This window comes from Streptomyces sp. NPDC057654 (assembly GCF_042800135.1).
GTDB lineage: Bacteria > Actinomycetota > Actinomycetes > Streptomycetales > Streptomycetaceae > Streptomyces.
This window is the reverse complement of the sequence record NZ_JBHVHQ010000161.1, coordinates 1-12,697: the sequence shown is the minus strand read 5'-3', so window position 1 is coordinate 12,697 and position 12,697 is coordinate 1. Positions and strand designations below refer to the sequence as shown.

Genomic DNA, 12,697 nt, shown 5'->3' with positions numbered 1-12,697 from the left:
TGCCGAGGGTGGCGAGGCCGTCTCGTGCGTCGGCGCGGGCGGTGCGACGAGAACCATGAGCGCGATGACGGGCGGGCCCGGCGGGACCTTGATATCCCAGACACGGGACGCCGGAATTCTTGAATCCGGGAATCATGGGATGCTAATTTCGCGGGAAGTCGAGGAAGTCTTTAAAACGCCTCGGCTGTTTCGATTGGACATCTTGATACCTCTGTTCTGATCGAACGGCCCCGGGTCGCACCCCGGGGCCACCTGCGTGTGTCCCACTGGAATGTCCGTCGCAGGCAATGCAGAAGGTAGCGCCGAAGGTGGCCCATTCGCTACCTCAATCCCCCGACGCGCAAACGCGAGAGCCCGTGCAAAACCGGGTGGGGGTCACTGTGGACCGAATAATGTAGCCGGAACGACGAGCATCTGAACGTATAATGGGAAGATGGGGCGGAAACGGCCGCGTAGCGATCGCATTGCGCCGTGGAAATGGGCAGGAGTGGTCACTTTCTTTCCTTGCAAGTCAAACGTCGGCAAGGACCGGCAAGGAGAGGTGCCCGGTCGAATGTGCTGGCATTCACTCGCGCGGGGGAAGCGGGTCACAAGCGGAGTGTCATCGTCCGGCTGCGCGCACGTGCAGATGCAATAAATCGCGAATCACGTCAGTGAATCCTCCGACGGCGAAGTGCCCGGCACAGCCTGTGCGCCTGTGGAGCCGCCCGAGGCCGAGGGGACTGAAGGTGCTGCCGGCGCCCGCGTTATCTTGCTCGGGCAAAGGACCGTTCCCGGGAACAGGCCCCGGCCCGACAAGGGCGCACCGGCTAGGAGTTCACATTGGACGCGCAGCCCCCGCAGGGCACGCAGCCCCCGCTGTCCCCGCAGCCCGCGCAGGGCGCACCGACCGCCCACGCCACCGCCCAGCGGCTGCGGGCGATCGGCGACGAGCTGGCGGGCCGCTTCTACGAGCGGGCCGACGTCGTACGGACACTGGTGGTGACGCTGCTGGCGGGGCAGCACTCGCTGGTGCTCGGCCCGCCCGGAACCGCGAAGTCCGAAATGGCGCGTGAGCTCACGAGCAGGATCGAGGGCGCGTCCTACTGGGAGATCCTGCTGTCGAAGTTCACCGCCCCGACGCGGATGTTCGGCCCCATCGACGTCGCCGCGCTGGCCCGCGGCGAGTACCGCCAGGTCTACGACGGCCGCGCCACCACCGCCCACGTCGCGTTCATCGACGAGATATTCAAGTGCTCGACGGCGGCGCTCAACGAGACGCTGGGCTTCCTCAACGAGCGGATCTACCACCCCGAGAACGGCGGCGAGCCGATCCGCTGCCCCCTGATCGGGGCCATCACGGCGAGCAACGAGCTGCCCAGCGGCGAGGATTCCGCCGCGATCTACGACCGGCTGCTGGTCCGGATCGAGGTCGGCTACCTCGCGGACCCCTCGAACTTCGCCGCGCTCGTCCGCTCCGCCGTCAGCCGCCCGGCGCCGCCGACGCGGACCACGGTCGAGCTGAACGCGCTGCTGCACGCCGTGAACGAGGCCGTTCCCGCCGTGGACGTGCCGGACGCGATCGTGGACGCGGTGTGCGCGCTGCGGGCCGCCCTGCGCCGCAAGGAACTGGTCGCCTCCGACCGCCGCTGGCGGCAGGCCGTGCGCCTGCTCCAGGCCTCCGCGTACCTCGACGGCCGCCCGGCGGTCGGCGAGACCGACTTGTCCGTACTGACGCACGTACTGTGGGACTCCCCGGCCGAGCGCCCGACCGTGGAGCGCGAAGTGCTCCACCTGGTCAACCCCGACGCCAAGGAAGTGCTCGACCTGGCCGACACCATCGATGAGCTGGAGGTCCAGCTCGATGCCATGGCCGGGCAGTCGCGCGAGGCGCTGAGCGAGTGGGTCATCAGGAAGGCCCACAATCAGCTCGCCATGGCGGGCAAGCGGCTGGAGGGGCTCCGCGAGGAAGCGGCGCGCGCCGGCCGTTCCACCGCCGCCATCGAACGGGTCGCCGGCCGCCGGCGCGCCGTCCGCGCCCGCGTGCTCACCGAGGCCCTCGGCGTGGACGCGAGCATGGTGCAGGCCCAGCTCTGAGCGCCGGGGGAGGGGCAGCGGCCATGGGTGAGCAGGCGCCGAGCGGAGCCGGCGAATCCGCGATGCGGAGGGCGAACGAACGGAGCGTGAACGAACGGCACACCGCGGCCGTGATCGCGGACCGCTTCGACCGGATCGCCTGGCGCGACACCTACGACCAGTCGGCCGGACTGCGCGAGCTGGCCGCGGAGTTGAACGAGCGCTACGGCCGTACGGACAGCCTGCTGGCCGACATGTTCCTGGCCGCCTACAAAACGAGCCCGCGGTTGCGTGAGCGCGCGGAGATGGATCCCTCCCAGCTGGTCGACCATCAGGTCATCGGCGCGCTGATGGAGTCACCGGAGTTCGCCGCACTGCGTCGGCAGACGGCCGGGGACCCGTACGCCGCCGCCATGGCCGTACTCGCGCAGGCCGCCGCGCTGCGCCGGATGCTGGAAGGCGGGTGGTAAGCGGTGGTGCTGGCCGACGGGGGGGGGTGGGCTCAGCGGGTCGCGGTTGTGGGGGGTGTGGCCGCGGGTGTGGGCGCCGCCCCGCTCCCTGACGCCCTGGAGCAGGCGACCGAGGCCGCCGCGACCGCCCAAGCCCCGGCCCCCGTGGCGGCGATCCCCGACATCCCCGAAATCCCCGGCCTCCGCGCCGCCGCGCGGCACGCGGTGGCGCAGGCCGCCGAGGCCGTACGGGACGAGGCCGCGCTCATGCGGGCATGGGGAGTCGCCCCCGGCGAGCTGGAACGGATGCCGTTCGACCGGCGCGCTCGGCTCTCCGAGCGGCTGCGCACCAGCCGCCTCGCGCGGTGGGCCGAGCTGATCGGCCGCTTCCGGCAGATGGCCGACGGCGAGCGCGCCCGCAAGGTCGAGAACGCCACCGGGGAACTGGTCGGCGTCACACTCGGCGACGACCTCTCCCGGGTCATCCCCTCCGAGCTCGCCAACCTCGGCCTGCCCGAGCTGCGCGCCGTGTTCGCCGCGCGGTACGCCGCCGGGGAGCTGATGCTCTATGACACCCAGGGCGAGCAGGCCACCGGCCGGGGTGCCGTGATCGCGTGCGTGGACACCTCGCACTCCATGTACGCGACCGGGCCCGGCGGAGTTCCGCGGGAGGCGTGGGCCAAGGGGTGCGCCCTGGCGCTGCTGGACCAGGCCCGTCACGCGGGGCGTGACTTCGTCGGCATTCTGTTCTCCGCCGCGGAAAAGATCCAGATCTTCCGTTTCCCGAATGGCCGCCCCGCCGATATCGCCCAAGTGCTCGATTTCGCGGAGACATTCCTCGGCGGCGGCACCAGCTACCAGGCGCCGCTGACCGCGGCCCGCGAACTGCTGGAGGCGGAGTTCGACGACGCTGCCCGAATGCGCGGCGACATCGTCATGCTCACCGATGACGAATGCGGCGTCACCGAGGAGTGGATGCGCGGCTGGAACGAGGCCAAGCAGCGGCTCGGCTTCCGCGTCTTCGGCGTGGCCGTCGGCGCCCCGGGCGCAGCCGAAGCCGACTCGGTCCTGGACGCCCTGTGCGACAACCTCCGTTCCGTCGAGGACTTCACCGACGTGCATGCCGCCGCCGATCTCTTCCGTGTGATCTGACCGGGCGGATCCGCATGAATGCGGCGTGTACGCGATGGAACACGCACTCGAAATAGGAGAGACGTCAGAAATGCCCGGACCGACAATATTCGTACCTTCTGTCGAATGAGCATCCGCTGTTCGCATATGCATGCGGCAGGTAGAGCAAAGCGGAAGGAAGCTTGCGTATAACTCTGCCCAATTGTGTTCAGCGAAACGGTCAGGACGCCGAATCCAGGGACAGGCTTGGGCCCGGAAACGCGCCCCGCCCGCTCGCAGAGCACAGAACGCTGAGCACAGGGCACAGAGCACAGAACGCTGAGCACGGAACACAGAGCACATGACGCAGGGCGCTGCTGTACGGAGTGAAGGGACGTCTGGCCGTGGGGCATCTCGGGGCACGCAAGGCAGCGGAACGCGCGGCGGGGGAGGCGGCGGAGCGCTTGCTCAAGCTCGGCCGGCAGTTGCAGGGGACCGCGACGACACCGGATCTGCGGGCCGTGTACCGGCCGGACCAGTCGGTCAACGACGCCCCGTACCGGGAGCGTTGGGCCCACGACAAAGTGGTGCGCTCGACGCACGGCGTGAACTGCACGGGGTCGTGCTCGTGGAAGGTGTTCGTCAAGGACGGCCTGATCACCTGGGAGACCCAGCAGACCGACTACCCCACCGTCGGCCCGGACCGGCCCGAGTACGAACCGCGCGGCTGCCCGAGGGGCGCGTCCTTCTCCTGGTACACCTACTCGCCGACGCGGGTGCGCTACCCGCACGCGCGCGGCGTCCTGGTGGAGATGTACCGCGAGGCCCGGACCCGGCTCGGCGACCCCGTCGCGGCGTGGGCGGAGATCACCCAGGACCCGGTCAAGCGCCGCCGCTACCAGGACGCCCGCGGCAAGGGCGGCCTGGTGCGCGTCACATGGGAGGAGGCCCTGGAGATCGCGGCCGCCGCCCATGTGCACACCATCGGCGCGTACGGACCCGACCGGGTGGCGGGGTTCTCCCCGATCCCCGCGATGTCGATGGCCTCGCACGCCGTGGGCGCCCGCTTCATGTCGCTGATCGGCGCGCCGATGCTGTCCTTCTACGACTGGTACGCGGATCTGCCGATCGCCTCGCCGCAGGTCTTCGGCGACCAGACGGACGTACCCGAGTCCGGCGACTGGTGGGACGCGGCCTATCTGATGCTGTGGGGCTCCAACGTGCCGGTGACCCGGACGCCGGACGCGCACTGGATGGCCGAGGCCCGCTACCGCGGCCAGAAGGTGGTGGTGGTCTCCCCGGACTACGCCGACGCGACGAAGTTCGCCGACGAATGGCTCCACCCGCACCCGGGCACGGACGGGGCGCTGGCCATGGCCATGGGCCATGTGATGCTGCGCGAGTTCTTCGTCGAGCGCCGGGTGCCGTACTTCACCGATTACGTGACGTCCTTCACCGACCTGCCGTTCCTGGTGGAGCTGGAGCGCCGGGACGGCGTCGTCGTGCCGGGCAAGTTCGTCACCGCGGCGGACCTCGGCCTCCAGTCCGACGCGGACGACGCCGGGCACGCACAGTGGAAACCCGTGCTCTTCGACAAGGCCGCCGGGGCTCCTGTGGCGCCGCCCGGCACACTCGGCGACCGCTGGTCCGAGCAGGGCAAGGGCCGCTGGCACCTCGATCTGGGCGACGTGGAACCGGAACTCACCTTCTACCAGGAGCGCGGAGGCGCCAGCGTCGAGATCGACCTCCCGCGCTTCGACCAGGACGGGACGGGACCACGAAGCGAAGAAGGCCGTACGCTGCGCCGGGCCGTGCCGATGCGGGAGATCGACGGCCGCTGGGTGACCACGGTCTTCGACCTCCTCCTCGCCCGGTACGGCGTGCACCGCCCCGGCCTGTCGGGCCAGTGGCCCCGCGGCTATGACGACGCCTCGCAGCCCTGCACCCCGGCGTGGCAGGAGACGCTCACCTCCGTCCCGGCCGGCGCCGTGCTGCGGGCGGCGCGCGAGTTCGCGCACACCGCGGAGAAGACCAACGGCCGCTGCATGATCGTGATGGGGGCCGGCACCAACCACTGGTTCCACTCCGACACCATCTACCGCTCGTTCCTCACCCTGCTGCTGCTCACCGGCTGCCAGGGCGTCAACGGAGGCGGCTGGGCGCACTACGTCGGGCAGGAGAAGGTACGCCCGTACGCCGGCTGGCAGCAGCTCCAGACCGCCGCGGACTGGGTCCGGCCCTCGCGCCAGATGGCCGGGACGCCGTACTGGTACCTGCACACCGACCAGTGGCGCTACGAGTCCTACCGCGCCGACGCGCTGGCCTCCCCGACCGGCCGCGGGCTCTTCGCGGGCCGGCACACCGCCGACCTGGTGGCGCAGTCCGCCCGGCTGGGCTGGATGCCCTCCGCGCCCACCTTCGCCGACAACCCCCTCACCCTGGGCGAGCGGGTCCGCGCCGCCGGAGGCGATCCGGGGGAGTGGGTCGCCGGCCAACTCCGGCAGAACCGGCTGAGCTTCTCGTGCGAGGACCCGGACGACCCCGCCAACTGGCCGCGCGTGCTGACCGTTTGGCGGGCCAACCTGATCGGCTCCTCCGCCAAGGGCAACGAGTACTTCCTGCGCCACCTGCTCGGCGCGAACGACAACGCGAGCGCCGAGGAAGCGCCGCCCGAGGCCCGCCCGCGCGACGTCGCCTGGCGGGACGAGGCGCCGCGCGGCAAGCTCGATCTGCTGCTGGCGCTGGACTTCCGGATGACCTCCACGACCCTGATGGCGGATCTGGTGCTGCCCGCCGCCACCTGGTACGAGAAGCACGACCTGTCCAGCACCGACATGCACCCCTACGTGCACGCCTTCTCCCCGGCCATCGTCCCGCCCTGGCAGGCGCGCACGGACTTCGAGATCTTCCACGGACTGGCGGCGAAGTTCAGCGAACTCGCCGAGGACCGCCTGGACACCCGCTACGACCTGGTGGCCACCGCCCTCCAGCACGACACGCCCGGCGAAACGGCCCAGCCCGGCGGCACGGTGCCCGACTGGCGCGCGGCGGGCGGCACGCCCCGGCCCGGCCACAACATGCCGGCGTTCACGCTCGTCGAGCGCGACTACACGGCCGTGGCGGCGAAGCTGGCGAGCCTGGGACCGCTGGCCGAGGAGGAGGGCATGGCGGTCAAGGGCGTCACCGTCCACCCGCGGGCGGAGGCCCGCTGGCTGGCCGAACGGTGCGGGACGGCCCGGCCCGCGCCCGTACGCGGCAGGCCGCTGCTCGATACGGACGTCAAGCTGTGCGAGGCGATCCTCGCCCTGTCGGGCACCACCAACGGGCGGCTGGCCGCCGAAGGGTTCACGCGCCTCGCCGAGCGCTGCGGACCCGGCAGCCGGCTGGCGGCGCTCGGCGAGTCGGTCGCCGAGCGGCGTGTGGTCTTCTCCGACACGCAGGCCCGCCCGGTGCAGGTGGGGGCCAGCTTCGAGTGGTCCGGCAAGGAAGGGCCCGAGCGCCGCTACGCCCCGTTCACGATCAACACCGAGCACCGCAAGCCCTGGCACACCCTGACGGGTCGTCAGCACTGCTATCTCGACCACGACTGGATGGCCGAGCTCGGCGAGCAGCTTCCCGTCTACCGGCCGCCCCTCGACCTCGCCGCGCTCGACGGGCACCCCGCCGCGGGCGCGGACGACGGCCGCTCCGTGACGGTCCGTTACGTCACCCCGCACTCGAAATGGTCGATCCACTCCGAGTACCAGGAGAACCTGCTCATGCAGACCCTGGCCCGCGGCGGACCCGTCATCTGGCTCAGCGTCCAGGACGCGGAGCGGATCGCTGTCGCCGACAACGACTGGATCGAGGCGGTCAACCCCAACGGCGTGGTCGTCGCCCGCGCCGTCGTCTCGCACCGGATGCCGCCCGGCACCGTCTTCATGTACCACGTGCAGGAACGCCTGGTGAACGTGCCCAAGTCCGAGGCCACCGGCCGGCGCGGCGGCGTCCACAACGCGCTCACCAAACTCCTCATCAAACCCACCCACCTCATCGGCGGCTACGGTCAGCTCTCCTTCGCCCCGAACTACTACGGGCCCACCGGCAACCAGCGCGACGCCGTCACCGTCATCCGCCGCCGCTCGCAGAACGTGGAGTACTGACATGCCCCGCGGCACATCTCCCGGCACGTCCCCCGGCACGCCTTCCGGCCGCCGCGTCATGGCACAGATCGCCATGGTGATGAACCTCGACAAGTGCATCGGCTGCCACACCTGCTCGGTCACCTGCAAACAGACCTGGACCAACCGCACCGGCACCGAATACGCCTGGTTCAACAACGTCGAGACCCGCCCCGGCCAGGGCTACCCCCGCGCCTACGAGGACCAGGACCGCTGGAAGGGCGGCTGGCGGCTCAAGGGCGGCCGGCTCGTACCGCGCTCCGGCGGCCGCGCCCGCCGCCTCGCCTGCATCTTCGCCAACCCCGAACTCCCCGCGCTCGGCGACTACTACGAGCCCTGGACGTACGACTACGCGAACCTCACCACCGCGCCGCTCGGCGACGACCTGCCCACCGCCCCGCCCCGCTCCCTCGTCGACGGCCGCCCCACCGCCGTCACCTGGGGCCCCAACTGGGACGACGATCTCGGCGGCGGCCCCGAACACCTCGCCGGCGACCCGCTGCTGAAGGATATGAACGACAAGGTCCGGTTCGAGTACGAGCAGGCGTTCATGTTCTACCTGCCCCGCATCTGCGAGCACTGCCTCAACCCGTCCTGCGTCGCCGTATGCCCCTCCGGCGCCCTCTACAAGCGCATCGAGGACGGCATCGTCCTCGTCGACCAGGACCGCTGCCGCGGCTGGCGGATGTGCGTGACGGGCTGCCCGTACAAGAAGGTCTACTTCAACCACCAGACCGGCAAGGCCGAGAAGTGCACCCTGTGCTACCCGCGCATCGAGGCGGGCGAGCCGACCGTGTGCTCGGAGACCTGTGTGGGCCGGCTGCGCTACCTCGGCGTCATCCTCTACGACCCCGACAAGGCCGGCGACGCCGCCCGCGTCCGCGACGAGAAGGATCTCTACGAAGCCCAGCTCGGCTGCTTCCTCGACCCCGCCGACCCCGACGTCGCCCGCGCCGCCGAGGAGTCCGGCATCCCGCACGACTGGATCACCGCCGCCCGCCGCTCCCCGGTCCGCGCGCTGATCAGCGACTACCGCGTCGCGCTGCCGCTGCACCCCGAATACCGCACCCTGCCCATGGTCTGGTACGTGCCGCCGCTGTCGCCCATCGTCGACTCCCTCACCCGCAGCGGCCACGACGGCGAGGACCCGGCCAGCCTCTTCGGGGCCATCGACGCCCTGCGCATCCCCGTGGACTACCTCGCCCAGCTCCTCACCGCGGGCGACCCCGGCCCCGTAGAGGCCGCCCTGTGCCGACTGGCCGCCATGCGCAGCCACATGCGCCGCATCAACCTCGGCGACCCCACGGACCCCGCCATCGCCCGCGGCGTCGGACTCGGCGAAGACGACATCGAGGCCATGTACCGGCTGCTCGCCCTCGCCAAGTACGAGGACCGGTACGTCATCCCCACCAGCTACACCGGGACCGTACCCCCGGACACGGTCGACGACGGGTGCAGCCTGGACGGGGCGGGCGGACCGGGGATGTACGGGGCCGGGCCGGGCGGGCACGGCGCCGGTTCGGCGAACATGGAGGCGTTCCACGCCCCGCCGGTCACGGCGCCGGAAGCGCCGACCGACGGCCTGCGCGGGCGGCTCAACCTGCTGAACTGGGACGGCCGGGGCGCACCCCGCGGCCTCTTCCCCCGCCGCCGGGAGAACGAACGATGACCGCCGCCCGCCCCGCCGTGCACCAGGCCGCCTCCCTGCTGCTCACCTACCCCGACGCCGACGGGCCCGCACGCCTCGCCGCCGTCGCCGAGACGATGAGCGGGCTGCGCGGGGAGCCCCCGGCCGCGCTGCTCCGCTTCTGCGCGTACGCCCGTACCGCACCGGCCATGGAACTCGCCGCCCGCTACGTGCTCACCTTCGACCGCAGCCGCCGCCGCACCCTGCACCTGACCTACTACACCGACGGCGACACCCGCCGCCGCGGCGCCTCCCTGGCCCGCCTCAAGGCCCTCTACCGCGACCACGGCTGGCAGCCCGGCGACGGCGAACTGCCCGACTTCCTGCCCGCCGTCCTGGAGTTCGCCGCGCGCTGCCCGCGCCCGGGGCTGGCCCTGCTGAGCGAACACCGGCCCGCCGTCGACCTCCTCGGCCACGCGCTGGAGTCCTACCGCAGCCCGTACGCCGACGTCCTGCGCGCCGTACGAGCCACCCTCCCGGCCGCCGCACCCGCCGACCGCGCCGCGACACTCGCCCTGGCCCGCACCGGACCGCCCGCGGAGAACGTGGGCCTCGACCCCTTCCCCGCCTTCCCCGACCACGGAACGCCGCACGCCGAAGGAGCCCGCAGGTGACCCATCTCCGCATCGCCCTGTGGGGAGTGCTGCCCTACCTCGTCCTCGCCGTCCTGGTCCTCGGCACCGCCTGGCGCTACCGCTACGACCGCTTCGGCTTCACCACCCGCTCCAGCCAGCTCCATGAATCCCGCCTGCTGCGCGTCGGCGGGCCCCTCTTCCACTACGCCCTGCTCCTGGTCGTCGGCGGCCATGCGATGGGCCTGCTCATCCCCGAGTCCCTCACCGAGCGGCTGCACATCAGCGAGCGCGTCTACCACGCGACGGCCCTGACCCTCGGCGGCGTCGCCGGTCTCGCCGCCGTCGCGGGACTCGCCGTCCTGCTGTACCGCCGCCTGCGCGTCCGCGCCGTACGGGCCGCCACCAGCCGCAGCGACCGCGTGGTCTATCCGCTGCTGACCGTCGTCCTCCTGGCCGGTCTCACCGCCACCGCCACGACCGTCACCAACCCCTACGACTACCGGCTGGGCGTGTCGGTGTGGTTCCGCAGCCTGTTCGCGCTGGACCCCGACGTCGGCGCCATGGCCCATGCCCCCTTCGCCTACCAGCTCCACGCGCTGCTGGGCATGGCCCTGTTCGCCCTGTGGCCCTTCAGCCGCCTCGTCCACGCCTTCACCGCGCCCCTCGGCTACCTGATCAGGCCGTACATCGTCTACCGCTCCCGCGGCCACGGCCTCTACCGCCCGGCTGCCGGGGCACGCCGCGACATTGGCTGACGTGCCGTCAGGAACTGGCGCCGGGCGCCTGACGGCCGGGCTCCTGCGGACAGAGGTAGAACAGCTCCGGGTCCCCGTCGTCCAGGCCGTGCAGCAGCCCGGCCGGGCTCCACCCGGCGCGCCGCAGCAGCCGCTGCATCGGCTGGTTGGACACGTTCGTCGAGGTGAACAGCTTCGGAGTGGTGCGCGAGCCCGCGGCGTCGGCCAGCAACCGCGCCCCCACGCCCCGGCCGCGTACGCCGGGCGCCACCATCAGCATCGTGACGAAGCCCTGCTCGAAGAAGGTGTACTCCACCACGCAGTAGCCCAGGGCCCCGGACGCGTCCTCAGCCATGGTCACCAGGCCCTCCCGGCACCACCGCCGGATGCTCGCGCCCCGCTCGGCATCGCCCCGCGCCACGACCGAGTCGATCCGGACCAGCGCCTCCGCGTCCGACACGCCCGCGCGGCGCACGGCGAACTCCCCAAGATTCTCCCCATTCATGAGGGCCATGGTGTCAGCCCGCCCGCGCCTCGTCTCGCCCGTCCGGCAGCTGGGACGGTCCGCTCCGTGCTGGTCGGTGATCGAGACGGTGCTCGTCCTGGCTCGTCCTGATCACGTTCTACGGTCGACACTAGGCGGGCATTTCAGTCATTGGGTAACAGAAGTTTCGGATTGCCCCACAAATGTCGTCGATACCCCGCCCGACCTCGCCGATCGCCCCTCGTGAGCGCGGGTCGAACGCGCGATCGCTCGTCGCGCGCGGCGGAACAGGGGTAGAACGGAACCTGCCCATTCTTCCGCTGCCCGCAAGGAGCCTGAATGCCCACAGTGAATGCCACCGTGCCGACCGAGGACGGCGTCTGCGCCGTGACCCTGCACACCCCGGCGGAGCACGGCAGTTGGCCGGCGGTGATCGTCTACCCCGACGCCGTCGGCGTCCGGGAGACCTTCTCCGCCATGGCGGACCGGCTCGCGGGGCTCGGCTACGCCGTGCTCCTGCCGGACGTCTACTACCGAGCCGGGGAATTCGCCCCCTTCGACATCGCCACGGTGTTCGGCGACCCGGCCGAGCGGAATCGCCTGTTCTCCCTGATGCAGAGCCTGACCACGGAGCGGGTCGTCCGTGACGCGAACGCGTTCCTGGAGTTCCTCGCGGGCCGCCCGGAGGTGTCCGGGGACCGGGTCGGCACCACGGGGTACTGCATGGGAGGCCGGATCTCGCTGATCGTGGCCGGGAACCGCCCGGACCGCATCGCGGCCGCCGCGTCGTTCCACGGCGGGTTCCTCGCCGTCGCCGACGAACCCGACAGCCCGCACCTGCTGGCCGACCGGACCGCCGCGAACGTTCTCGTGGCGGGCGCCGAGAACGACGACAGTTTCCCACCCGACCAGCAGGAACGGCTGGAGCAGGCGCTCACCGCCGCCGGCGTGCGGCACAGCGTCGAGATCTACCCGGCCCAGCACGGCTTCGCGGTGCCGGACGCCCCGGCCTTCGACGCCGCCGCGTCCGAACGCCACTGGACGGCCCTGGCCGACCTGTACGCCAAGAGCCTCGGCACCTGAGTACGGGCGAGGGGTGAAGGTCAGCCGGACCGCCGGCCGTCGCCGGACGGGACGAGAACCGTCCGGTCGAACGCGCCGCTGTGCTCGGACGCGTACGCGACGGCCTCGTTGACCTCGTCGAGGCCGAACGTCCGGACCCGTTCGGGGGCCAGATCCAGCGCACCCGAGGCGAGGAGCCGGATGATGCCGACGTTCGCCGTGCGCGGGTACATCCACTGCCCGCGCACGGTGACCGAGTTGCGCATCAGCCACGGATAGGGGAGCGCGAGGTCGTCGCCGCCGAGCATGCCGACGCCGCCCATGAGGACCACGCGGCCGTACTCGCGTACGGTCATGGCCGCCGTGCGCGCCACCGAACTC

General features: G+C 71.5%; 8 protein-coding genes and 2 pseudogenes. 8 read left to right on the top strand and 2 right to left on the bottom strand.

Annotation, left to right across the window (positions count from 1 at the left end; genetic code table 11):
* From ACFU99_RS15235 to narI, 7 genes and pseudogenes are all read left to right on the top strand, one after another.
* The coding region (locus tag ACFU99_RS15235) for a hypothetical protein (protein WP_384391227.1) at positions 1-220 on the top strand (220 nt) is incomplete at its 5' end.
* A 638-nt stretch (positions 221-858) separates the two neighbouring features.
* Positions 859-2,076, top strand: a complete 1,218-nt coding sequence (locus tag ACFU99_RS15230; RefSeq protein WP_384391233.1) for an AAA family ATPase — start codon at positions 859-861, stop codon at positions 2,074-2,076.
* Between the two features lie 62 nt (positions 2,077-2,138).
* Positions 2,139-3,656, top strand: a pseudogene (locus ACFU99_RS15225) (VWA domain-containing protein).
* Between the two features lie 362 nt (positions 3,657-4,018).
* Positions 4,019-7,756, top strand: a complete 3,738-nt coding sequence (locus tag ACFU99_RS15220) for a nitrate reductase subunit alpha (RefSeq protein WP_384391230.1) — start codon at positions 4,019-4,021, stop codon at positions 7,754-7,756.
* Position 7,757: 1 nt separating this feature from the next.
* Positions 7,758-9,443 carry a nitrate reductase subunit beta gene (gene narH, locus ACFU99_RS15215; protein WP_384391224.1) on the top strand — a complete coding sequence of 562 codons (1,686 nt, stop codon included), beginning with the start codon at positions 7,758-7,760 and terminating at the stop codon, positions 9,441-9,443.
* Positions 9,440-10,075 carry a nitrate reductase molybdenum cofactor assembly chaperone gene (gene narJ, locus ACFU99_RS15210; RefSeq protein WP_384391221.1) on the top strand — a complete coding sequence of 212 codons (636 nt, stop codon included), beginning with the start codon at positions 9,440-9,442 and terminating at the stop codon, positions 10,073-10,075. The genes narH and narJ overlap by 4 nt, the downstream gene beginning before the upstream one ends.
* On the top strand, positions 10,072-10,791 hold the full coding sequence (gene narI, locus ACFU99_RS15205; protein WP_384391219.1) for a respiratory nitrate reductase subunit gamma: 720 nt from the start codon (positions 10,072-10,074) through the stop codon (positions 10,789-10,791). The genes narJ and narI overlap by 4 nt, the downstream gene beginning before the upstream one ends.
* 7 nt (positions 10,792-10,798) lie before the next feature.
* On the opposite strand, the gene ACFU99_RS15200 is transcribed toward narI, so the two are convergent.
* Positions 10,799-11,275: a GNAT family N-acetyltransferase gene (locus ACFU99_RS15200; RefSeq protein ID WP_384391216.1), complete on the bottom strand. Its 477-nt coding sequence runs from the start codon at positions 11,273-11,275 to the stop codon at positions 10,799-10,801.
* Positions 11,276-11,593: 318 nt separating this feature from the next.
* Between ACFU99_RS15200 and ACFU99_RS15195 the strand changes: the two genes are divergently transcribed.
* Positions 11,594-12,337 carry a dienelactone hydrolase family protein gene (locus ACFU99_RS15195; RefSeq protein ID WP_384391212.1) on the top strand — a complete coding sequence of 248 codons (744 nt, stop codon included), beginning with the start codon at positions 11,594-11,596 and terminating at the stop codon, positions 12,335-12,337.
* A gap of 20 nt (positions 12,338-12,357) precedes the next feature.
* Here ACFU99_RS15195 and ACFU99_RS15190 read toward each other — a convergent pair.
* Positions 12,358-12,697: pseudogene (locus ACFU99_RS15190) on the bottom strand (alcohol dehydrogenase); the annotation flags it as partial.